The organism is Collinsella ihumii (assembly GCF_900046475.1).
GTDB lineage: Bacteria > Actinomycetota > Coriobacteriia > Coriobacteriales > Coriobacteriaceae > Collinsella > Collinsella ihumii.
This window is the reverse complement of record NZ_FCOU01000014.1, coordinates 39,837-63,656: the sequence shown is the minus strand read 5'-3', so window position 1 is coordinate 63,656 and position 23,820 is coordinate 39,837. Positions and strand designations below refer to the sequence as shown.

Here is a 23,820-nt window from a genome sequence, read left to right as displayed (position 1 = left end):
AGCCGGTTTTATCGTTTGCCCAGGATTCGCTGCCTGACACCCCCGCTCATTCATGAATGAACGGACCGGGCTCCCTGGAAACGCCGGTCGAACCATTCCATCTCGGATCGCACCGCGCCGGTCGCCCTCATCGAACGTACGCATACGGCACGCCGCCCCGTCGAGAGTACGCCATAGGCACGTTTTTCGCTCGAAAACGTGCCTATGGCGTACTCTCGACGGGGCGGCGTGACTATAGCGTACCGTCGATCGTCCCGTCCGCGCCGCCCTGCGCCCGGGCCTGGACCGGCATCGGCAAAGAGGCCGGCGCTCCCCTAGCCGTCAGTCCCGCCCACCGTGTCAAAGCGCAGCGCCACGAGCGCGATATCGTCATCGAGGGCCGATCCGCTGAACGCGTCGAGCTCGGCGAGCACTTCCTGGCACAGCCCCTCGACCCCGTTGACCGACGCGCGCAGCAGCACGTCGAACAGGCGGCGCTCCCCGAAGAACTGGCGGTCGGCGCTACGGGCCTCGATGGCGCCGTCGGTGTACATGAACAGGATGTCGCCCGGCGAGAACGAGAACACGCCCCCCTCGTACACCATGTTCTCGAACGCCCCGACCACGCCCGACTGCACGGACAGCAGCTCCATCTCGCTCGCATTCGACGCATCCTGCGCGCCCGGGTGACCGGGATGGATCAGCACGGTCGGCGGATGGCCGGCGGAGCAGTAGGCGGCCGTGCCGGTGCGCAGATCGATCTTGGCCACGAACATCGTCGCGAACGTCTCCACGCGCGAGAAGCTCATGAGCATGCTGTTGAGCGACCGGACCATGTCGCGCGGGTTGGCCCCCTCCCACGCGTACGCCGTGAGCGCCGTCTTGACGAGCGCTGACATCGACGCCGCCTCCACACCCTTGCCCGACACGTCGCCGAGGATCATGACCGCGCGGTCGTCCGGCAGGCGGATGAGCGTGTAGAAGTCGCCGCCCACGAGAGCCTGGCGGGTGGCGGACGAGTAGAGCGAATCGGCCGTGATGCCCGGCACCTGGCCCAGGCTGTTGCGCATGCCGACCTGCAGCGTCTGGGCGATGCGGCGCTCGGAGTTCGTCTGGCGCAGGCCGTGCGTCATGATCTCGATATCGTGCGCCAGACGCACGAGGTAGTCGTATTCGATGTCGTCGATCGGCTCCTGCGTGCTGTCGCGCAAAAGCAGCATCATGAGCGGCACGCCGTCTGCGTAGCCCGCCTCCTCATGGATCTCGTTGCCCTCGCTGTCCACCACGCCGGGCGGCAGGCTCTCGCGCAGGTCGAAGAACACGCCCTGGCTGGGCAGGCCCCGCGACGCCAGCCACTCCCCCGCCCAGGTCGTCTGGTCCACGCGCACCAGCCGCACGGTCTTGAGGTCCTCGGGCGAGGTCGACCAGGCGCTCTGCTCGCGCATGAACGACATGCGCGCCGCCGGGTCCATGCGCGCGGCGGGGGTGGTCGTGGAGAAGAACATCTCCTCGATCGAACCGGGCAGGCACACGCGGCTGCCGCCCTCGAAGTCGATGTAGTAGCAGCCGCGCTCATGGTCGTACGGCACCGCGCAGGTCCTGCACTGCAGCACGCGGTGCACCTCTTCCGAGACGGCACGCCAGACGGACGCATGGTCGCCGTCCTGCCCGAAGATGAACTCGCGCATGCGGTTGAGCGAGCGCGTGAGCTCCTCGGTGCGCTGGGCGCGCAGGCTGCTCACGAGGCTGACGAGCTCGATCGACAGGTAGTCGCAGATGACCTCGAGCACGCGGGCGTCGAGCGAGCGTGGGCGGCGCGGGCGCTTCCAGCCGAGCTCCAGGATGCCCAGGACCTGCGTGCCGAAAAACACCGGAACCGCGATGAGCGTCCGGTACGGCGGCACGTTCTCCACGCGCAGCTTCGTGCTCACGTGCGTATCGATGTCGTAGAAGATGCTCGACTCGATGCCCTGGCCGTAGGCGGCCGGCGCGATGGTGAGGTTGCAGGGGCGCTGCTCATGCAGAACGTAGGTGGGGATGCCCGCGCCGTACGGGATGAACTCGGGCACGTAGTCGCGCGCCAGCCCGTAGCTGATGCCGCGCAGCTTGAACCCGCCGCTCTCCGAGAAGTAGATCGACGAGCCGTCCGCGTCGAGCGTCTCGACGATCTTGTTCAGCACCGCGTCCAGAAGCGAGGGAAGGTCCTTGGAGCCGGCGGCCGTCATGATGACCGACAGCGTGCCCGAAAGCCGTCTGTTGACCGCCTGGAGCTCCGAGAAGAGCCGCTGGGTCTGCCGGTCGTGGGAATACTGCTCCTCGAGGCTCCTGATGACCACGAGCACGCGATGCGCAAGCATGCCGCCCATGCCGAGCGAGCGCGGCGACACTTCGGAGGCGCGGACGCGGACGGGGATGAACGAGCCGTCGAGCAGCTTGAGCATGCACGTGTTGTCCTCGCCGTCGAGCGAGAACGGCAGCCTGTGGCCGCCCGCGCGCTCAAACAGGTTGCTGTAGAGCAGGTCCTTGATGTCTTGACCGACGATGCCCTCGCGCTCCTCGATCACCAGCGCGCTCATCTGCTCGTTCACGTGGAGCACGGTTCCGTCGAGACTGCAGAGCGCCACCGCGTCGCTGGTCAACTCGACCAGACGGGCGAGTTCGGCAAACTCCTCACCGACCATGGATTCCATGCGCACCTCCGATCCGGCGGACGCGAAGCGCCGCCCAGAACTTGTATCGCAGTATAGTCGACTTGGTCGATCGGTAACAAAAAAGCCTCCCGAAGGAGGCTTGACACTCGATGGTGTCGGAGGCGGGACTTGAACCCGCAAGACCGAGAAATGGTCACTAGCACCTCAAGCTAGCGCGTCTGCCAATTCCGCCACTCCGACTTGCCTTTCAGCGAGAAAGATATTAACCCAAAGTCTCCCGCGCGCGCAAGTACTTTTTTGAGAAATTTGGAAATGATTGCACGAGCCGTACAGTTCCGCAGGTCACAGGCTATTTCCTGCGTCCAAGACGCAGGACCCCATCAGTCCGCAAGCTCCGCCTCCCCCAGATGGGCGAAGCCGTCGGCATCGATATGGAGCTGCTCGATGCGCTGGTTGCCCACATAGGCATAGCTGCCGAACAGATACGGGATGACCGGGCAGTCCTGCGCGACGATATCCTCCGCCTCCTGCAGCCTGCTCGTGCGCTCCCCCTCGCTTCCCGTCGACCGCGCCTCGTTGATGCAGGTGTCCACCTGCTCGTTCGCATAGCGGGAGAAGTTGTACGCGCTGAGCGACGCCGAATGGAACAGCGGGTACAGCACGTTGTCCATGCTGGCGAAATCGCACGACCAGTCGTAGCGCCCCAGCATGAACGAGCCGGAGCGGTAGCGGACGTAGAGGTCCTCGAAGGGCAGCTCCTCGAGCTCGCAGGCGATACCCACCGCAGAAAGGCTCTCGGCGATCTGCTCCATGGCGTTTCTCTGCCCGCTATCCTCGCCGTAGGTGATCGTCAGCGTGACGTCGCGCGCGCCGCCCGCACCCGCCGGGTACAGCTCGTCGAGCAGCTCCTCGGCCGCGTCGTTGTCATGGATGCAGTACGGCCAGGCGCCCTCGCGGTATCCGGGGACCACGGGCGCGACGATGCCGTCGGCAGGCATCCGCGCATCGCGGTAGACGCGCTTGGAGATGCCGTCGCGGTCGATGGCGAGCGAGATCGCACGGCGGAAGCGCACATCGTCCAGCGGGGCGACCGAGGTGTTGCAGACCAGATACGACACGACCGGCGACACGCCGAGCACGCAGCGGCGTCCCGACGTGATCCTCAGGCGCTCGTCGTCGGAGGACTTCCAGCTCGCCGCGTTGGCGTCGACGCTCTCGATCGGGCACGGCGCCAGCGTGGCGTCACCGGCCTCGTAGGCACGGTACGCGTCGTCCACGCTGTCGTAGAACGTGAAGCGAACCGTGTCGATCGTCGTGACGGTGCCCGCGTAGTCGAGAAAACGGGACAACTCAATCTGCGCGGACTGGCCGTCCCACGCCTCGGTCATCTTGTAGGGACCGTTGCCCACCGGCATGCGCGAGAACGCCTCGGCGTCCGCGTCGGCATCGTCCGGCACGGGCACCAGGCAGTGGTGCGCGCACACATAGGGGAAGTCGGCATAGGCAGACGACAGGCGGACCACAAGCGTGCGGTCATCGGGGCAGGCGATGCCCGACAGCTCGCTCGCGCGCCCCTCGCGCAGGTCCTGATAGCCCTCGACGAGCGAGAGCAAGAAGGAGACGTTCGAGGCGCCCAGCACCCCCGCGGCGGCGCTCGACGGATTGGCGATGCGCTCCCATCCGCGCTTGAAATCCTGCGCGCGGACCGCCTCGCCGTTATGGAAATAGGCCTCGCGGATAGTGAAGGTGAATTCGCGCTGGTCCTCGGATGCCGTGTAGCTCTCGGCGGCAAGGCAGGTGAGCACGCCGTATTCGTAGTCGTAGCGCATGAGCGGGTCGAACAGCTGGAAGCAGATCTGGGCGCCCGCCTCGTCGACGGCGTTGAACGGGTCGATGCACAGCGGCTTGACCGACGAGACGGCGATGGCACCCTCGCGCGGGTCGCCGCCCTCGAGCTCAGCGGACCCTTCCCCGCCCCTCAGATCCGTGCACCCCGCAAGCGCCAGAGCGCCCGCCGCGGCCATAGTCGCGCGCAGCAGATCCCGACGGCTCATCACACGAATATCCGATCGCATAGAGGCTCCTCACTCAAGGTTTTGGACATTGTAGCAATTCGCGCGCACCTCCACCGAACCCCCTATCATCGGGCTGCTCGGCCCACGCGCACAAGATGGCGCCCCGCGGCGACCGCCAACAAAAAGGCCCCGGCTTCTTCAGCCGGGGCCTCAAGCGACCTGGACAGGCGCGCATCGATCCTAAAGATCGATATGGGACTCCTTGATGGGATACGGGGCCGCGAAGTGGCACGCGCAGAAGTGCCCGGGCTCGACTTCCTTGAAGTCGGGCTGCTCGGCGCCGCAGATCTCCTTGGCGATCGGGCAGCGCGTGTGGAAGCGACAACCGCTCGGGGGATCGATCGGCGAGGGCGGATCGCCCGCGAGGATGATGCGGCGGCGGGACTTCATCAGGTCGGGGTCCGGGATGGGGGCCGCCGACAGGAGCGACTGCGAGTACGGATGATGCGGCTCGGCGTACAGCGTCTTCCAGTCGGAGAGCTCCACGATCTTGCCGAGGTACATGACGGCCACGCGGTCGGAGATGTGCTGCACGACGGACAGGTCGTGCGCGATGAACAGGTATGCCGTGCCGAACTGCTTCTGGAGCTCCTTCAGCAGGTTCAGGACCTGGGCCTGGATGGACACGTCGAGCGCGGAGACCGGCTCGTCGCAGATGATGAGCTTGGGATGCAGCGCGAACGCGCGGGCAATGCCGATACGCTGGCGCTGGCCGCCGGAGAACTCATGCGGATAGCGGTTGATGTGCTCCGGGTTCAGGCCGACGATGTCGAGCAGCTCGCGCACGTACTTGTTGCGCTCGGATGCGCTGCGACCGTCGCCGTGGATCTGCAGCGGCTCGGAGATGATCTCGCCGATCGTCATGCGGGGGTTCAGGCTCGCATACGGATCCTGGAAGATGAACTGCATCTGACGGCGAAGGTCCTTGAGCTCGCGCTTGTTCATCTTCGAAACGTCGCGGCCCTCGAAGTAGACCTTGCCCGACGTCGGCCGCGTGAGCCTCATGATGGAACGGCCCGTCGTGGACTTGCCGCAGCCGGACTCGCCGACCAGGCCCAGCGTCTCGCCCGGCATGATCTCGAAGCTCACGTCGTTGACGGCAGAGACCTTCTTGGCGAAGCGGCCCGCGAACACGCCGGACTCCGCAGGGAACTCCTTGCACAGATGCTCGACCTTGAGCAGAGGGGTGTTCTCAGCCATTTATGCCTCCTTCTTCTCGGTCGAGGCGGCCTTCTGGCGCGCTGCCAGGTCGGCACGCGTACGGGAGTTCTCGGGCGCGAACTTGAGGAAGTTCGGGTCGTCGGCGAAGTGGCACGCGGAGTAATGGCCGGTCTCGGTCGTGATGTGGCCGGGGACCTTCTCGTGGCAGACGTCGACGGCATACGGGCAGCGCGGGGCGAACGGGCAGCCGCTCGGCAGGTTCACGAGCGACGGCGGGTTGCCCGCGATCGGGGTGAGCTCCTTCTTCTCCTCGAGCGCGTGGTCGGGGATGGAGCGGATGAGGCCCCAGGTGTAGGGATGGCGGGAGTCGTAGAAGATCTCCTCGGCCGTGCCGAACTCCACGGGACGGCCCGCGTACATGACCATGATCTTGTCGGCCATGTCGGCCACGACGCCCAGATCGTGCGTGATCATGATGATGGCGTTGCCGTTCTTCTGCTGCATCTCCTGCATGAGCTCGATGATCTGCGCCTGGATGGTCACGTCGAGCGCCGTGGTGGGCTCGTCGGCGATCAGGATGTCGGGGTCGCAGGCGAGCGCCATGGCGATCATGACGCGCTGGCGCATACCGCCGGAAAACTGGTGCGGATACTCGTTCACGCGCTTCTCGGGCTCGGGGATGCCCACGAGGTCGAGCAGCTCGGTGGCGCGCTTGAGCGCCTCGGCCTTGGAGTAGCCGCGGTGCAGGCGCAGGCCCTCGCCCACCTGGCGGCCGATCTTGTAGACCGGGTTCAGGGAGGTCATGGGGTCCTGGAAGATCATAGCGATGTCGTTGCCGCGGATATGCTGCATCTCCTCCTCGGACATCTCCAGGATGGAGTGGCCGCGGTAGCGGATGTCGCCGCCCTCGATCTTGCCCGGGGGCATCTCGATGAGGCCCATGATGGTCATGTGCGTCACCGACTTACCAGAGCCGGACTCGCCCACCACGCCGAGCGTCTCGCCGCGGTCGAGCGTATAGGACACGCCGTCGACCGCGTGGACGATGCCGTCTTGGGTATGGAAGTACATCTTGAGGTTGTCGACCTCGAGCAGGTGCTGGCCCTCAGGAACCGGCTGCTCCTTGAGATCGACCCAGTCGTTCTTACGCTTTGCCATTATGCATCCTTCATCTTGACGTCGAGGGCGTCACGCAGGCCGTCGCCGAGCAGCGTGAACGCAAGCACCGTGGAGAGAATCGCCAGGCCGGGCAGGACCATGAGCCAGGGCTCGGTCTGCAGGTACTGCTGGCCGGACTGGATCAGCGTTCCCCACGAGGGATCGGGCGGGACGACGCCCATGCCGAGGAACGACAGCGCGGACTCGGTCAGGATGGCGCCGCCGATGTTCATGGTCGCGTAGACGACGATGGAGGCCACGGAGTTCGGGAAGATGTGGCGGGCGATGATGCGCAGATCGGAAGCGCCCATGGCGCGCGCCGCGTCGACGTAGTCGTTCTGCTTGACCGACAGGATCGCGGAACGGAACACGCGCGCGATACTCGGCCAGCCGAGGATGCCGATGGCGATGAACACGTTTTGGATGCCGTTGCCGATGACCGCGATCATGGCGATGACGAACAACGTGTAGGGGAACGCCAGGAAGATGTCGGCCAGACGCATGATGATGGTGTCCCAGATGCCGCCGTAGTACGCGGCGATGGCGCCCATCACGAGGCCGATGGCGGTGGAGATGCCGGTGGCGACCACGCCGACGGTCAGCGAGATGCGCGCGCCGTAGATGACGCGGGACAGCACGTCGCGGCCGAGGGTGTCGGTGCCGAACGGGTGCTCGAGCGACGGCGGGAGGCGCGACTCGGCGGCCATGTTGGCGGCCGTCGAGTTCGGGTCGCCCAGGACCTGGGGCACCCACAGGTCGGCGGAGAGCGCGATCACGATGATGAACAGGATCCAGATCGCGGCGATCACCGCGAGCTTGTTCTTCTTCAGGCGTCCGAGCGCGTCGCCCCACAGGGTGCGGGACTTGCCGCTATCGGCGGATGCGACGCCGCTGTGCTCGACGGCGATGGAATCGGCATACGCCTGTGCGTCGGGACGCGAAACGGGGTAATTCATATGCGCTGCCTCCTAGCCCTCGTTCTTGGAGCTGCCGAGCCTGATGCGCGGATCGAGGAAGGCGTAGCTCACGTCTACGATAAGGTTGATGACCATGACCACCACGACGATGACCGTGACCGAACCCATGACGATGGGCCAGTCGCGCTGGGTGATGGCGACGTAGGTCTCGCGGCCGATACCGGGCCAGGAGAACACCGTCTCGGTCAGGATGGCGCCGGCGAGCATGGCGCCGAAGTCCATACCGACGTAGGTGACGACCGGGATGAGCGCGTTTTTGAGAGCGTGCTTGCGGATGATCGCGCCCTTGGACAGGCCCTTGGCCTTGGCCGTGCGGATGTAGTCCTGGTTCATGACGTCGAGCAGCTGCGAGCGCATGATGCGCGCGGTGTAGGCCGTCGACACGGAGGCCAGGGTGATGGCGGGAAGGATGTAGTACATCCAATCCGGGTACAGGGCGCGCGGTCCGGCGACGCCCGAGATCGGCAGCGACACGGCGCCGCCCGTGGCACCCTTCAGCCAGATGCCGAAGATGAGCTGGAGCAGCATGCCGAGCCAGAAGGCGGGCATGGCCACCAGCAGGGACGTGACCAGGGTCACCAGGACGTCCCAGAACGAGTATCGTTTGATCGCCGATATGATGCCGGCGCCGATACCCACTATCGCCTCTATCACGATGGCCACGAGCGCCAGCTGCACCGTGTAGGGGTACTTCTGCAGGATGATGCTCGAGACCGGCGTACCGCGCTGGTACGAGGTGCCGAGGTCACCCTGGAGCAGATCGGTCAGATAGTTGACGTAGCGCTTGGGCATGGACGTCGGAATCGTGTCACCGTTCTCATCGTAGATGATGTTGCCATCGGCGTCGGTCTCGATAAGACCATGGGCGGCACGGATGTTCATCTCCGTCGTCGGATCGAGCTTCCTCTCACCGGCGATCAGCTTGATCGGATCGCCCGGCACGACGTTCTGCATGATGAATAGAATCAGCGTCACGCCAAGGAAGACGGGGATGAACTGTAGGATTCGCTTGGCGATGTACTTGATCACAGCGATACCCTCCCTCATCTGGTTCTTACAGCGCGCCGCGGCACAGCTCATCGACCCCTGTCGCGGCGAAATTACAAGTATAGGGCAAACACTGCATCAAGCGAAAGTACAACGTGTTAGCTACAGGGGTCTAACACAACAAACAGGACACCGCCACATTGACGGTGTCCTGCTTAACATCACATGTGCTGGATTTTACCCATGCGTTTCATGCAACTAGGCGAGCTCAGCAGTCTCGAAGTGCGGGATGGTCTGAGCGTCGTAGTTGAAGCTCGCGAGGCGCTCGGTACCAACGTAGTTGTGGGCGTAGAACATGATGGGGATGACCGGCATGTCGTTGCCGATGGTGGCGCAGATCTCGCGATAGGCGGCCTTGCGCTCCTCCTCGTCGTTGATCTGACGGGCGGCCAGCAAGGCGGCGTCGACATCGGGGTTGTTGTACGGGCCGTAGTTGTTGTCCGCGGTGCTGAAGAAGTTCGGGTACAGGAAGTTGTCCATGGTCGGGTAGTCAGCCGTCCAGCCGAGGCGGGCGAGCTGGAACTGACCGGTGGACAGGTTGTTCAGGTAGGTGGCCCACTCGGTGGTGTTCTGGGTCACCGTGATGCCCACGGCCTCGAGGTCGGCCTGGATGGAGGACATGATGTCCTCATGACCGCCGTCGCCGTTGTAGTCCAGCGTCACGTTGATGCCACGGGAGCCGTCCTCGCCCGCAGGGTAACCGGCGGCGTCGAGCTCCTCGGCAGCCTTCTCGGGATCGTAGGTGCAGGCGGCCCAGACGTTCTGCTCGTTGTCGTCGATGGACAGCGGCATGATGGAGTTGGCCGCCTCACGATAGCCCTCGTACAGGGTGTCGACGATGTTCTGGCGGTTGATGGCGTAGGAGATGCCGCGACGGACGCCGGCGTTGGAGAGCACCGGGTCGTTGAAGTTGACGACCAGGTAGTAGGTGGACAGCTCGGTACCGGTGAGGCACTGCTTGCCCGGGGTGACGGTGAAGCCGTCGTCGGACAGGCCGTACTGGTCGATGGTGTCCTGGATCTGGCCGGTGGGGATCATCGCGAAGTCGATGGAGCCGGACTGCAGCTCACGGAAGGCGACGTCCGGGTCGGCCTGGATGGAGAAGTACACGCCGTCGAGCTTGGGCGCCTCGCCGTAGTAGTCGTCGAAGCGGGAGACGGAGATGTACTGGTTGTGCTGCCAGGCCTCGTCCATCTTGAAGGGGCCGTTGCCGATGGGCTGCTCGAGGAACGACGCGGGGTCGTCGAGAGCGGCCTGCGGAACGGGCACGAGACCCGGGTGGCAGCAGACGGCCACGAAGTCGCCCATGGGGTCGGTCAGCTGGACCTGGAAGGTCAGCTCGTCGGGGCAGGTGAGGCCGGTGATCTCGGTGGCCTCGCCGGCAGCCATCTCGGCGTAGCCGGCGACAGGGGCCAGGTGGTAGCCGATCTCGGACGGGGCAGACATGGTGCCGTCGGCCAGGCGCTCCCAGCCGCGCTTGAAGGAAGCGGCGTCAACGGGGTCGCCGTTGTGGAAGGTCATGCCCTCGCGCAGATGGAAGGTGTAGGTCAGGCCGTCCTCGGAGACCTCGGGCAGGTCGGTGGCGCACATGGCCTTGGGCTCGTTGGTGTCCCAGTCCCAAGTGACCAGGCCGTCGAACACGGCGCGCACGACCGCGGTGCCCTGGTTCTCCTGGGCGTTGTACGGGTCGATGTAGGCGGGCTCGGACAGGTAGAAGCTCATGACGTTGTCGCCCGAGGCGCTGCTGTCGGTAGCGGTGCCGGAGCCGGAGCTTGCGGTGTTGCCGCCGTTGGAGCAACCGGCGAGCGCAGCGAGTGCGCTGGTAGCGAGAGCGCTGCCCACGAAGGCGCGACGACCCATGGGCTTGTTGAAGATTTCAGCCATGCCATCCTCCTTAAAACAGTTCAGAAGCGGGACCTGTGCGGCCCCTCCCCTACGACGCGATCATAAGCGGGGTGCTCAGGCTGTGATTGCACCCCTGACGCGATGGTCCCTAATGTACCGCAACTTTTGCATAATAAAGTGCTCAATTTGGTTCAATCCGAGATTTTCTTTAACAAACCGGAGCATTCGCAGGTCACATCTGCATACTTTTAGAGGTTTGTAACATTTCTGTAACCTAGAGAGGCCGAACCCCGTCATGCGGGGCGCCACACTAAAAAGCCGCCCGAGGTCTCCCCCGGACGGCTTGCAAGAAACTGGATTGAAGGCGTTCGCTTAGATGCCCACGATGCCCTGCGGGAAGAAGAACATCGCCAACACGATGCAGATCGCGAACACGACGGCAACGATCACCGTCAGCTTGTCGAGATTCTGCTCCATGATGCCGGTCGCGGCGCTGGAGTTGTACAGCGAGCTGGCGATCATGTCGGAGACGCCGGTGCCCTTGCCGGAGTGCATGAGGACGAGCGCGATGAGCGCGAGCGTGGACAGTGCCCACACGATGAACAGGATGATCTGGAACGGACCCATGAGTCGTAATCTCCTTCTACGTACGTTCGAACAGTCCGTATGGTACCACACCTGAACCCGCCGCACGCAATCGCCACGGGTTAAGGGGCTGAAGAGCCCGACCCCCACCCGACCCATCCATACGAGAAGGGGGTCGCCAGCAGACGCTGACGACCCCCTTGCGGATCGATGGGTTGGAACGAACCCGTCCCCAACCGACCGTCTACTCGGTGGCGAGGATGCGGCCGGTCATTTCGGCCGAGGGCTCCAGGCCTGCGAGCGTGAGCATCGTCGGGGCGATGTCGGACAGGCGACCGTCCTCGATGCCGGTGAGCTTGGCGGCCGGATCGACCACGATGAACGGCACGCGGTTGGTGGTGTGCGCCGTGAACGGGTGCTTCTTGCCCTCGGCGTCAACATCGAACATGTGGTCGGCGTTGCCGTGGTCGGCGGTGATGAGCGCGAAGCCGCCCTTGGCGAGAATGGCCGGGATGACCTTGGACAGACCGTCGTCAACAGCCTCGACCGCCTTGACGGCGGCGTCGAACACGCCGGTGTGGCCGACCATGTCGCAGTTGGCGTAGTTGACGATATAGAAGTCTGCGCGGTCCTCGTTGATCGCCTCGACGAGCTTCTCGGTTACCTCGGGCTCGCTCATCTCGGGCTGCAGGTCGTAGGTGGCCACCTTCGGCGAGGGCACGAGCACGCGCTCCTCCCCCTCCTTGGGCTCCTCGACGCCGCCGTTCAGGAAGAACGTGACGTGCGCGTACTTCTCGGTCTCGGCGGTATGCAGCTGCTTCAGGCCGGCCTGGGCGATGACGTCGGCAAGGACGTTCTCGGGGAACGTCTTGGGGAACGCCACCTCGACGTTCTTGAAGGTGTCGTCGTACTCCGTCATGGTCACGAAGTGCGAGAGCTTCGGCGCGACCTTGCGCTCGAAACCGTCGAAGTCGGTCTCGGTGAAGGCGCGCGTCATCTCGCGGGCGCGATCGGGACGGAAGTTGAAGAACACCATGGCGTCGCCGTCGCGCACGCCCTCGTTATGGCAGGCGAACGGCTCGATGAACTCATCGCCGCGCTCGTCCTTCTCGTAGTAGGCGCGGACGCCCTCGACCGGATCGGTCTCGGTGTCGGACGGCAGCGTGATGACGTCGTAGGCGCGCTCGACGCGCTCCCAGCGGTTGTCGCGGTCCATGGCCCAGTAGCGGCCGGAGACCGTGGCGATGCGGGCGTCGACCTCGGCGTAGGCGGACAGCGCCTCGAGGTTCTGCTTCAGCGTCTCGATGTAGCCTGCACCGGAGTGCGGGTCGACGTCGCGACCGTCCATGAAGCAATGGAAGCGGATGCGCTTGACGCCGTGGATGGCGGCGATGGCCGACAGGTTCTCGCCGTGGCGCTGCATGGAGTGGACGCCGCCCGGGGACACGAGGCCCAGCAGGTGCAGCGTGCCGCCGTTCTTGGCGACGTCGTCCATGGCGTGGGCCAGCGTCTCGTTCTCCTGGATGGAGCCGTCCTTGATGGAGTTGTTGATGCGGCTGAGCTCCTGGAAGACGATACGTCCGGCGCCGATGTTCAGATGGCCGACCTCGGAGTTGCCCATCTGGCCGTCAGGCAGGCCGACGTCCTCGCCCGAAGCGCCGAGCGTGGTGTGCGGGTACTGCTCGTACAGGCTGTCGAGAAACGGCGTGTTCGCGGCAGCGACGGCGTTGTCGGAGCCCTTAGGCGCCAGACCGCAGCCGTCCATGATCACGAGCAGAGCAGGAAGATGCTTGGGCACGGTCTACTCCCCCGCCTTCTCAACCATGGCGGCGAAGTCAGCAGCCTTGAGCGAGGCACCGCCCACCAGCGCGCCGTCGACGTCCTCCTTCTCGAGGAAGCCGGCGATGTTGCCGGGCTTGGCGGAGCCGCCGTACAGCACGCGGATGCCCGCGGCGGTCTCGGCGCCGAAGACGTCGACGAGCGTGGCGCGGATGGCGCCGCAGACCTCCTGGGCGTCGTCGGCCGTGGCGGTCTTGCCCGTGCCGATGGCCCAGATGGGCTCGTAGGCGATCACGTACTTGGAGGGATCGGTGATCTCGAGGCCCTCGGTGTCCTTCTTGATCTGGTCGACGACGAACTCGACGTGCTTGCCGGCCTCGCGGACCTCAAGCGACTCGCCGCAGCACGAGATGGGCGTGATGCCGGCGGCCATCAGGGCCTTCGCCTTGCGGTTGACGTCCTCGTCGGTCTCGTGGAAGTAGTCGCGGCGCTCGGAGTGGCCGATGATGCAGTAGGTGGCACCGGCACTCTTGAGCATGTCGCACGAGGTCTCGCCGGTGTAGGCGCCGGAGGCCTCCCAGTACACGTTCTGGCCGCCGAGCGCGATCGGGGCGGCCTGGATGCGGTCGTTTACCGTGGTCAGGTCGACGGCCGGCGGGCAGACGACGACCTCGACGCCCTCGGGGACCTCGGGCAGGGCGCAAGCCAGCTCGTCGGCGAGCTTGGCGGCGCCGGCCACGTCGTTGTTCATCTTCCAGTTGCCTGCGATGAGGCGGGTGCGGTTACTCGGCATCGTTCAGAGCCTCCACTCCGGGAAGGGCCTTGCCCTCGACGAGCTCCATGGAGGCGCCACCGCCGGTGGAGATCCAGCTCATCTTGTCGGCCAGGCCGAACTTGTTGATAGCGGCCACGGAGTCGCCGCCGCCGATGATCGAGGTGCAGTCGGAGTCGGCCACGGCACGCGCGACGGCCTCGGTGCCATGCGCGAACTGGTCCATCTCGAAGACGCCCATGGGGCCGTTCCAGAACACGGTCTTGGCGCCGGCGATGGCCTCGGCGTACAGCGCCTCGGTCTTGGGGCCGATGTCCATGCCCATGCGGTCCGCGGGGATCTTGTCGGAGTCGACGACCTCGCCGACCGCGTCCTCGCCGAAGTGGTCGGCGACGATGTTGTCGATGGGCAGCAGGATCTTGACGCCCTTGTCCTCGGCCTTCTTGAGCATCTCGCCGGCGCGCTCGATCCAGTCCTCCTCCTTCAGGGAGGTGCCGACAGCGTAGCCCTTGGCCAGGAAGAAGGTGTAGGCCATGCCGCCGCCGATGATCAGGGTGTCGGCGGAGTCGATGAGGTGGTCGAGGACGCCGATCTTGGAGGACACCTTGGAGCCGCCGACGATGGCGACGAACGGGCGCTCGGGCTCGGCGAAGATGCCGGTCAGGGTGTCGACCTCCTTCTCAAGCAGGAAGCCGGCGACCGCGGGCAGGTACGCGGCCGGGCCCACCACGGAGCCCTGGGCGCGGTGCGCGGTGCCGAAGGCGTCGAGCACGAACACGTCGCCGTAGGACGCGAGGATCTTGCCGATCTCGGGGTCGTTCTTCTTCTCGCGCTTGTCGAAGCGGACGTTCTCGAGAACAAGGATGTCGCCCGGCTCGAGGGCGTCGACCGCGGCGGCGGCCTTCTCGCCGTAGGTGTCGTCGACGAACTTGACGTCGAAGCCGGTGAGCTCGGCGAGCTTGTCGGCAGCCGGCTTCAGGGAGAGCTCGGGCTCGGGGCCGTCGCCCTTGGGGCGGCCGAGGTGGCTCATGAGGATGATCTTGGCGTTGTGCTCCTTGAGGTAGGAGATGGTGGGGATGGCGGCGCGGACGCGGGTGTCGTCGGTCACGACGCCGTCCTTCAGGGGCACGTTGAAGTCAACGCGCATCAGGACGCGCTTGCCGTCGACATCGATGTCGCGAACGGTCTTCTTGGTGAAAGCCATGTGCATCTACCTTTCAACTTGATGCATCCGCGAAAGCGGAGTGCATATGAAAAGAGGGCGCGACCTTGGGGCATACGCCTTAAGGCCGCGCCCTCTCAATTCAAGACGCTAAGAAGCTCTGGTCGGGATATGCTTAGCCGACGAACTTCTCGAAGTACTTGATGGTGCGGACCATCTGAGAGGTGTAGGAGTTCTCGTTGTCGTACCAAGAAACGACCTGCACCAGGGTCTGGCCGTTGCCCAGATCGTTGCACATGGTCTGGGTGGCGTCGAAGATGGAGCCGTGGGTCTCGCCGATGATGTCGGTGGAGACGATGTCGTCCTCGTTGTAGCCGAAGGTCTCGGAGATGGTGGCGGCGTAGGCCTTCATGGCAGCGTTGACCTCGTCAGCGGTGACCTGCTTGTCGACGACGGCGTAGAGGTTGGTCAGCGAGCCGGTCGGGGTCGGGACGCGCTGGGCGGCACCGATGAGCTTGCCGTTGAGCTCGGGCAGGACCAGGCCGATGGCCTTGGCGGCGCCGGTGCTGTTGGGGACGATGTTGATGGCGCAGGCGCGGCTGCGGCGCTTGTTGCCCTTGCGCTGCGGGCCGTCGAGCGGCATCTGGTCGCCGGTCCAGGCATGGATGGTGGTCATGATGCCGGCCACGATCGGGGCGAAGTCGTTCAGGCCCTTGGCCATCGGGGCGAGGCAGTTGGTGGTGCAGGAGGCGGCGGAGATGATGTTGTCCTCGGCCGTCAGCGTCTCATGGTTGACGTTGTAGACGATGGTGGGCAGGTCGTTGCCGGCGGGAGCGGAGATGACGACCTTCTTGGCGCCAGCATCGATGTGGGCCTGGGCCTTGGCCTTGGAGGTGTAGAAGCCGGTGCACTCGAGCACGACGTCGACGCCCAGCTCGCCCCACGGGAGGTTCTTGGCGTCGGCCTCCTTGTAGATGGTGATCTGCTTGCCGTCGACGGTGATGGAGTTCTCGTCGGAGGTGATCTCGTGATCGCGAGCGTAGTTGCCCTGCGTGGAGTCATACTTCAGCAGGTACGCGAGCATGTCGGGGGACGTGAGGTCGTTGATAGCAACGATCTCGGAGCCCTCGTGACCGAACATCTGACGGAACGCGAGACGACCGATGCGGCCAAAGCCGTTAATCGCAACCTTTACTGCCATGCTTGTCTCCTTTCGCGAGGCCCCCGCAGGTTCCCTTGCCTGCCGCTGAGGCCTACAAACAAACCTCTTAGAATATACCGTTTTTTCGTGATGAGTTTCACGACAATAGGGGTCGAATTGAGAATTTTCAGAGCTTTGAATTGCTTCAAAACCGCAGGAAAACGGCTATTGAAGCGATTCATTCATATCGGGACCAGCGGCTTCGACGAGCTTTTCCAGACGCAGCACGCGATGGTAGAGCGCCGACTTCGAAAGCGGGGGGTCGGCAATCTCTCCCAGATCGCGAAGCGACAGGTCGGGATGCGATTCGCGCAGGTCGCAGAAGGCCGACAGGGCCGAGGGAAGCGACTGCCTGAGCCCGAGCGCGTTCACCTGCTCGATGAGCTCCATCTGGCGCTGGGCTGCGCCCGCGCTCCTGCCCTGGTTGGCAAGCTCGGCGTTCACCCGGCGGTTGACGGCGTTTTTCACCGACTTGACGACGCGCGCCTCCTCGATCTCGGCGACCGAGCGCTGCGCCCCCACCTCGCGCAAAAGGCGCAAGATGTCGTCGGCGCTCTTGATGTAGACGGCGAACGAGGAGCGGCGCCGGTTCACGCGGGCGCGCACGCCCACCTGCCCGATGAGGTCGGCGAGCGCATGGGCGAACTGCTCGCCCTGCACCGAGATCTCCAGGTGGAAGTCGCCGCGCGGGTCGGCCACGAAGCCGCCCGCGATGAGGCTGCCGCGGATGTAGGCGAGCCGGCAGCAGTCGCGCGCGACCACATGGTGCGGGATGCCGCGCACGAGCGTTCCGGAGCGGTCGAGGATACCCAGCAGCACGAGCGCCTTCTCGAGGTCGGGCTGGTCGGGCAGGGCGATCAGGTAGTTGCGGACCCGGTGCAAGACGCTCTTGCGCACGGTGAACTCGGTTTTGAGCTTGAGGATCTGATGGGTGAGCCCGATCATGGTGCGCGCCACGGCTCCCGTCTCGGTCGCCACCTGCAGGCGGTAGTGGCCGCCGCCGCGCACGCTCAGGGTGCCGCAGACGCGGGCGAGCGCCGCGAGCGTCGCGATGTTGCAGTACTCGCAGGTCGGCGCGCAGCGCGCGAGCTCGTCGCGCACCTCGGCGGTAAACGACATCTATCCACCCCTTCTCAGGTATCGGGTCGGCACGAACCTTCAGACGTGCGGGCGTCAGTGCGCCTCGCCCGTGGCGGTCCGGTTCGCGCGCGGGAGGTCGCGGTGCGAGATGCTCACGTGATAGGACTGGCGCTCAAGGTAGTGCGCCGTCGCCTCGGCGATGGCGACGCTTCTGTGCTGTCCACCCGTGCACCCGATGGCGATCGACAGCTGCGGCTTGCCCTCGGCGACGTAGCCGGGCATCACGGCATCGAGCAGCTTGAACCAGGCGTCGAGGAACTCCTTGGTCTTGGGGTTCTCCAGCACGAACGTCGACACCTTCTCGTCGAGCCCCGTCAGCTTGCGCATCTCGGGGTCATAGAAGGGATTCGGCAGGAAGCGCACGTCGATCATGATGTCGGCCTCGACGGGCATGCCGTGCTTGAAGCCGAAGGAGAACACGCGCACGTCCATGAGCTGCTGGTCGGTCAGCTCCGAGAAGGCGACCAGCAGCTTGGCGCGCAGCTCGCTCGTGCGCAGGCGCGTGGTGTCGATGGTCATGTCCGAGCACTCGCGGATGCTCGCCAGCTGCACGCGCTCGCGCTGGATGGCGTCGGCAGTGGTCTCGCCGGGCATCGCGAGCGGGTGGCGGCGGCGGTTCTCGTTATAGCGCCGCATGAGCACCTCGTCCGAGGCCTCCAGAAAGACGATCTTGCAGCTCATCTCGTGATCGCGCAGCATCTGGATGGCATCTTGCAGCTCATCGAACAGGCCCTGGCTGCGCAGGTCGCACGTGACGGCGAGATGGCGCCCGATGCCCGCGTTGATGCCCACGAGCTCGGCGAGCTGCAGGATGAGGCGCGGCGGCAGGTTGTCGATGCAGAAGTAGCCCATGTCCTCGAACACGTGCATGGCCTGGGTGCGCCCCGATCCGGACATGCCCGTGATGACCACGACGTCGGGCACGCGGTCGGCAAGTTCGGCCTTGGTGATGGGGTTGTCGTTGGCAGCGGGCATAGAAGACCTCCTCGGGCAAACGCACTCTTTTCAGTATACCCGGGTGGAACTTTTTGGGACGGGGTCATTTGCCCCCGGCTGCCGGGAAGCAGATGGCCCCGTCCCAAAAAGTTCCGCGGGGCCGGCAGGTGCGCCGGCCCCGCGGAGCGACGTCGTCTTCGATCGAAGCGGCTACTTCTCGACCTCGGCCTTGAACCAGGAGGTCAGGCTCGTGGGATGCGCGATGGCGCCGCCGATGCCCGTGCCCGCGGCGACGACCAGGCAGCTGGACGCCTTGCGCCCGCCGCCCCAGCGCGCCTCGCCCAGGGCGTGCGCGTGCACGTCGTTGAGCACGCGGCACGGCAGGCCGCAGGCCTCGCTCACGGCAGCGGCGAGCTTAGTGCCGCCCCAGCCGGGCATGAGCTCGTTGGCGAAGGTGATGTCGCCCGTGCGCGGGTCCACCACGCCGGCCGACGAGATGCCCACGCCGGCAACGGGCTCCTCGGCGCGCTCGAGCGCCGCCTGCACGGCAGAGATCACGCGTGCGAGCACGTGCTCGCCGTCCTGCGCCGCCTCGGTCGGTATCTTCTCGACGGCCGAGACGACCGGGGTCGCGCCGCCGGCCTCCCCTATGGACACCAGGCCGCACGCAATCTTGGTGCCGCCGATGTCGACGGCGGCGGTGGTCATCTGTTCCATCGCGGACTCCTTACCTTAAGCGAGGGCGCGCCGGGCCCGCGCATGCGCGACGGCCCCGGCGCGGTACCAACCTGCATGCCAGTAAGAACCACTTGCACGACGTGGTCTTTTAGGGACAGGTGATTTTTATTCACGCCGGTGCGAGGGCACCGGCGTGAATAAAAATCACCTGTCCCTAAAAGACCAAAAGCTCAGGCGCGCAGCGTGTCGTAGACCGCCTGCGCCACGGCGCGCGGGACGCCCTTCACGGCGGCGATGTCGTCCACGCTTGCCGCGCGCAGCTTCTTCATGGAGCCGAAATGCCGCATGATCGCCTTCTTGCGCGTGGGCCCCACGCCCTCCACCTCGTCGAGCACGCTCACGGTCATCGCCTTGTCGCGCAACTCGCGGTGGAACGTGATGGCGAAGCGGTGCGACTCGTCGCGCACCTGCTTGATCAGGTACAGCGACGCCGAGCCCGACGGCAGCACGACCGGCGTATCGTCCCAGGGGACGAACACCTCCTCGTCCGCCTTGGCGAGGCCGCACACCGGGATATCGAGCCCCAGCTGCTCGAGCTGGTTCATGGCCGCCGTCAGCTGCGGCTTGCCGCCGTCGACCACGAGCAGGTCGGGACGGGACCCGAAGCGCTCGTCGGCCATGCGCTCCGGCGCGTAGCGGCGCCCGAGCACCTCGGACATGGACACGAAGTCGTTCGCCTCGGTGAGCTCGGTGCGGATCTTGAACCGACGGTACTGGCTCTTGTCGGGGCGGCCGTTCGTGAACACGACCATCGAGGCCACGGTGAAGCGGCCGTGGATGGTCGAGATGTCGAAGCATTCGATCCGCATGGGCGGCTCGTCGAGCGCCAGCGCGCTCTCGAGCTGCAGCAACGCCTGGTTCGTGCGGTCGTCGGCGTAGCCGGTGCGCATCATGTAGCGCATGAGCGCGTGGCGGGCGTTGCGCTCGCACATCTCGAGCAGATGCCGCTTCTCGCCGCGCTGCGGCCGGTGCAGCGCGCACTTGCGCCCCCGCTTGGCGGTGAGCCACTCGCCGATGACCTCCGCGTCCTCCAGGTCGACCGCTACGTCCACCTCGGAGGGAATGTCCGCCGTCTCGTCGTAATAGCGCTTGACGAAGCCCGAGACGAGCTCCTCCTCCGCCACGTCGAGGCCCTTGTCCAGGATGAACTCGCAGCTGCGCACCGTGCGGCCCTCGCGCACCACGAACACGCACGCCCCGGCGATCGTCTCCTCGCGGTAGAACCCAATGAGGTCGATGTCCACGCTCGTGGGGAACACGACCTGCTGACGGTCGTCGAGCCCGTCGATGACCTCGAGTCTGCGCTTGATGCGCCCCGCCCGCTCGAAATCGAGGTTCGCGGCGGCCTCGGCCATGTCCTCCTTCAGCTCGCCCACCAGCTCGCGGCGCTGGCCCGATAGGAAGCGCTCCACGCGCCGCACGCTTTTCGCGTACTCCTCAGGAGCGATCATGCCGGCGCACACGCCGGGGCCGCGGCCCACGTGGTAATCGAAGCACGGGCGCCCCTTCTGCGCGCAGATGAGCCCGATGATGTCCGCGTCGTCGGAATGCTTGGCGAGCAAGCGGTTCACGCGCTTCCATTCCGCGCATGTGCCCGAGCAGATGGGGCAGATCTTGCGCAGCGTGTCGATCGTCTCGCGCGCGGCGCGGGCGTCGGTGTAGGGGCCGAAGTAGCGCGTGCCGGGCCTGTGCTTCTCGCGCGTGTACTTGATGGCGGGAAACAGGTCGCCCTGCGTCACCGCGATGTAGGGATAGCTCTTGTCGTCCTTGTAGTCGACGTTGAAGTACGGGTGGTACTGGCCGATCAGGTTGCGTTCGAGCACCAGCGCCTCGTGCTCGTTGTCGACCACGATGTAGTCGAAGCCCGCCACGAGCTGCATCATGAGCGGGATCTTCTCGCGGTCGTCGGTGAGCATCACGTACTGCTTCATGCGGGCGCGCAGGTTCTTGGCCTTGCCCACGTAGATGACCTCACCCGCAGCGTTTTTCCACAGGTAGCAGCCGGGATCGGTCGGCACATGGGCGACCTGCTCGGCGATGTCGGGATCAAGGCCCGGGGCGAGTGCCATTCTCGTGACCTCCTGTCGAAGACGGGTGCTAAACGCTATGATGGCTATCGTACTATAGCCTCTGAAAGGTTGATGCATGGCGCATACCGAACACGACGCCGACATCGTGCCCGTCATCCTGGGCGGAGACATCGGCGCATACGCCATCGGCCGCGAATTCCACGAAGCCTACGGAACGCGCGCCGTCGCCGTGATCCAAGATCCCATCGGCATCATTCTGCATTCCCGCATCTTCGAGCACGAGCGAGTCGAAACCATCGGTGCCGACGACGTGCGCGCCGCGCTCGAGCGCATCCACGCGCGCAACCCGGGCAAGACGCTCGTCGTCGTCACGAACTCCGAGCCCTGCATCCCCGCCATCTCGGCGATCCGCGACGAGCTCCCCTACGTGGTGACGCCCACGCCGCGCCCCGAGGTCATCGAGCAGGTCTCGAACAAGGACCGCTTCAACGAGCTGTGCCGGGCAAACGGTCTCGACGTGCCCGAAACCGAGCTCGTCCGCCTCGCCGGCACCGATCCAATCGCGCCGAGCGAGCTGCCCTTCCCCGTGGTCGCCAAGCCGGCGCTCTCCCCCGAGTACGCGCACTTCATCAACCAGGGGTTCAAGAAGGTCTACTTCGTCGAGCGCCAGGAGCAGCTCGACGAGCTCTGGCGCGACCTGCGCGCCGCGGGCTTTGCCGGAAGCTTCCTGGTCCAGGAGCTGATCGGCGGCGACGACACCTATATGGACTCGATCACGCTGTATATCGACAGCACGGGCACCCCGACGCTGTTCGGCGGAGCCAACGTCCTGCTGGAAGACCACGCGCCGGCCATGCTGGGCAACCCCGTGGCGATGATTACCGCGCCCATGCCGGGCATCTGGGAGCGCTGCGCCAAGATGCTGTCGGATATCGGCTACCGCGGCTTCGCCAACTTCGACGTCAAGCGCGACCCGCGTACGGGACGCTCGCTGTTCTTCGAGGTGAACCCGCGCATCGGCCGCAACTCGTACTACAACTGCGCCGCCGGCGCCAACCCCATGCGCTTCTGCGTCGAGGACCTCGTGCACGGAAGGCGCGTCGAGCCGGTCCGCATCGACAACGAAATCCTCTACACGCTCGTGCCGACGAGGCTCGTGCGTCGCTATGTGCGCGACCCCAAGCTGCTCGCGCGCCTCGACGCGCTCATCCGCGCCGGCCGCGTGTACGACCCGCAGCGCTACCGCGCCGACGCCGGGCTGCGCCGCATGATCGACGTGACGCTCACCGAGCTCAACCAGGTACGCAAGTTCAAGCGCTACTACCCCGAGCCGACCGACACGTCGTTCTAGGGCCTCCCGCGGGGACGGGTTGGACAGGGCCCGTCCCCAACGAGCTCTGTCCTTGACGTCGCGACGGTTTTTGCGGGAAGCTCGGACGAAATATACATATCAATTCGAGCAAAACACAAACCAACGAGGTAAACAGCCGTATCGTTTTGGCCGTTATGCAAGATATCCCCCGGTGTTCCCGCAAAAACCGTCGCGACGGTTTTTGCGGGAACCATCCCCCGGGGTTCGTTGACGGGGCCGGGTTCGTTCGAGCCCCTTACTTAAAGAAGTGGCGATACAGCGTGAGCGCGCGCTCCCACACGGCGAACAGCGGGCTCAGCGGCTTGTCGAACGTGCCGATCCACATCGTCGGCTCGTTCACGAACAGCATCTTGAACTTGCTGATGCCGTCGTTGAACAGGCCGTTCAAGTCGTAGAGCTTGGCGCCCGCCTTCTTGGCCTCGCACATCGCGTGCCATTTCAGCAGGTAGTTGGCGCGCAGGCGCTTGCCCTCGTCGTTCACGCCTCCCCACAGCTCGAAGGCCGCCGCGGGCATGGTGATGTTCCACAAAAAGGCGAGCAGACGACCCTCGACCTCGGCCACGAACAGCTGGTTGACGTCGGCCATCGCATCGAACGCCTTGTAGTAGTACTCGTCCTCGTGGATGAAGAAGTCGTCCTGCTCGGCGGTGTTGTGGTAGAGCTCCATGATGCCCGGCAGATCCTCCCGCGTGGCGAGGCGGACCTCCACGCCGCTGCGCCCCGCCTTGCGGATGTACTGGCGGGCCTTCTTGGAGTGGATGCTGGCCATGATGGCGTCTTCGTCGGGCGTCAGGTCGAGCGTCGCCGTGTTCGGGATCAAGATCTTGTTCCCCTCTTTCCACCCGTCGCCCAGCTTGATGCCCGACACGCCCGGGTCGATCTTGAGCGAGACGGCGTGCACGTGCGCGCGGCACCACTCGGCGATGAGGTCGGCGGCGCGCGGCACGTCCTCGTCGCGCTCCGTCACCGGGCCGCGGGCAGCATAGCAGATGGAGCGAAACGGCCACGGCAGCTTGCGCTCGAGCACCTGGGCCGCGCAGACGAACTTGCCGTCGTCCTCGCACACCACGCGGTGCGCCGTCCACGAGCCCGTCTGCTCCTTGAGCGAGCCCCATCCCCACGACTGCATGGGGTGACCGTTGTGGGCCCGCAGAATCGCGTCCCAGGTCTCCTCGTCGTTGATCAGACGATACTCCATGGCAGATACCTTCC

At 65.3% G+C, this 23,820-nt stretch carries 18 protein-coding genes and 1 tRNA gene; 1 reads left to right on the top strand and 18 read right to left on the bottom strand.

Annotation, left to right across the window (positions count from 1 at the left end; all coding sequences use genetic code 11):
- Positions 1–314 precede the first annotated feature (314 nt).
- The 17 genes from BN3789_RS11455 to uvrC all read right to left on the bottom strand — a co-directional run bounded on the left by BN3789_RS11455 (position 315) and on the right by uvrC (position 21,275).
- On the bottom strand, positions 315–2,669 hold the full coding sequence (locus tag BN3789_RS11455) for a SpoIIE family protein phosphatase (RefSeq protein ID WP_066834495.1): 2,355 nt from the start codon (positions 2,667–2,669) through the stop codon (positions 315–317).
- A 111-nt stretch (positions 2,670–2,780) separates the two neighbouring features.
- Positions 2,781–2,870, bottom strand: a tRNA-Leu gene (locus BN3789_RS11450).
- Positions 2,871–3,010: 140 nt separating this feature from the next.
- Positions 3,011–4,705 carry an ABC transporter substrate-binding protein gene (locus BN3789_RS11445; RefSeq protein WP_079989307.1) on the bottom strand — a complete coding sequence of 565 codons (1,695 nt, stop codon included), beginning with the start codon at positions 4,703–4,705 and terminating at the stop codon, positions 3,011–3,013.
- A gap of 180 nt (positions 4,706–4,885) precedes the next feature.
- Positions 4,886–5,905 carry an ABC transporter ATP-binding protein gene (locus BN3789_RS11440; protein ID WP_066834492.1) on the bottom strand — a complete coding sequence of 340 codons (1,020 nt, stop codon included), beginning with the start codon at positions 5,903–5,905 and terminating at the stop codon, positions 4,886–4,888.
- Positions 5,906–7,024, bottom strand: coding sequence for an ABC transporter ATP-binding protein (locus tag BN3789_RS11435; RefSeq protein WP_066834490.1), 1,119 nt, complete (start codon positions 7,022–7,024; stop codon positions 5,906–5,908).
- Positions 7,024–7,980, bottom strand: coding sequence for an ABC transporter permease (locus tag BN3789_RS11430; protein WP_066834488.1), 957 nt, complete (start codon positions 7,978–7,980; stop codon positions 7,024–7,026). Before BN3789_RS11430 ends, BN3789_RS11435 begins: the two co-directional genes overlap by 1 nt.
- A gap of 12 nt (positions 7,981–7,992) precedes the next feature.
- On the bottom strand, positions 7,993–9,030 hold the full coding sequence (locus BN3789_RS11425) for an ABC transporter permease (protein WP_066834546.1): 1,038 nt from the start codon (positions 9,028–9,030) through the stop codon (positions 7,993–7,995).
- Positions 9,031–9,246: 216 nt separating this feature from the next.
- Positions 9,247–10,932 (bottom strand): ABC transporter substrate-binding protein, encoded by a 1,686-nt coding sequence (locus tag BN3789_RS11420; RefSeq protein ID WP_066834486.1) that lies wholly within the window; start codon positions 10,930–10,932, stop codon positions 9,247–9,249.
- A gap of 333 nt (positions 10,933–11,265) precedes the next feature.
- Positions 11,266–11,520: a preprotein translocase subunit SecG gene (gene secG, locus BN3789_RS11415; protein WP_066834484.1), complete on the bottom strand. Its 255-nt coding sequence runs from the start codon at positions 11,518–11,520 to the stop codon at positions 11,266–11,268.
- Between the two features lie 202 nt (positions 11,521–11,722).
- Positions 11,723–13,276, bottom strand: a complete 1,554-nt coding sequence (gene gpmI, locus BN3789_RS11410; protein WP_267872882.1) for a 2,3-bisphosphoglycerate-independent phosphoglycerate mutase — start codon at positions 13,274–13,276, stop codon at positions 11,723–11,725.
- 3 nt (positions 13,277–13,279) lie between these two features.
- Positions 13,280–14,050 carry a triose-phosphate isomerase gene (tpiA, locus tag BN3789_RS11405; protein ID WP_066834483.1) on the bottom strand — a complete coding sequence of 257 codons (771 nt, stop codon included), beginning with the start codon at positions 14,048–14,050 and terminating at the stop codon, positions 13,280–13,282.
- A complete protein-coding gene (locus BN3789_RS11400; protein ID WP_066834482.1) occupies positions 14,040–15,233 on the bottom strand; it encodes a phosphoglycerate kinase in 1,194 nt (397 codons plus the stop codon). The genes tpiA and BN3789_RS11400 overlap by 11 nt, the downstream gene beginning before the upstream one ends.
- 133 nt (positions 15,234–15,366) lie before the next feature.
- Positions 15,367–16,392 carry a type I glyceraldehyde-3-phosphate dehydrogenase gene (gap, locus tag BN3789_RS11395; protein WP_066834481.1) on the bottom strand — a complete coding sequence of 342 codons (1,026 nt, stop codon included), beginning with the start codon at positions 16,390–16,392 and terminating at the stop codon, positions 15,367–15,369.
- Between the two features lie 165 nt (positions 16,393–16,557).
- A complete protein-coding gene (whiA, locus tag BN3789_RS11390; RefSeq protein ID WP_066834479.1) occupies positions 16,558–17,511 on the bottom strand; it encodes a DNA-binding protein WhiA in 954 nt (317 codons plus the stop codon).
- Positions 17,512–17,565: 54 nt separating this feature from the next.
- Positions 17,566–18,507, bottom strand: coding sequence for an RNase adapter RapZ (rapZ, locus tag BN3789_RS11385; RefSeq protein WP_066834477.1), 942 nt, complete (start codon positions 18,505–18,507; stop codon positions 17,566–17,568).
- Positions 18,508–18,678: 171 nt separating this feature from the next.
- Positions 18,679–19,185, bottom strand: a complete 507-nt coding sequence (locus tag BN3789_RS11380; RefSeq protein WP_079989306.1) for an ROK family protein — start codon at positions 19,183–19,185, stop codon at positions 18,679–18,681.
- Positions 19,186–19,376: 191 nt separating this feature from the next.
- Positions 19,377–21,275: an excinuclease ABC subunit UvrC gene (gene uvrC, locus BN3789_RS11375; protein ID WP_066834475.1), complete on the bottom strand. Its 1,899-nt coding sequence runs from the start codon at positions 21,273–21,275 to the stop codon at positions 19,377–19,379.
- Positions 21,276–21,351: 76 nt separating this feature from the next.
- On the opposite strand from uvrC, the gene BN3789_RS11370 reads away from it, so the two are divergent.
- Complete coding sequence (locus tag BN3789_RS11370) at positions 21,352–22,587, top strand: carboxylate--amine ligase (RefSeq protein WP_066834473.1); 1,236 nt, start codon at positions 21,352–21,354, stop codon at positions 22,585–22,587.
- Positions 22,588–22,843: 256 nt separating this feature from the next.
- Here BN3789_RS11370 and BN3789_RS11365 read toward each other — a convergent pair whose 3' ends face one another.
- Positions 22,844–23,806, bottom strand: a complete 963-nt coding sequence (locus BN3789_RS11365) for a lipid II:glycine glycyltransferase FemX (RefSeq protein WP_066834471.1) — start codon at positions 23,804–23,806, stop codon at positions 22,844–22,846.
- Positions 23,807–23,820: the final 14 nt, after the last annotated feature.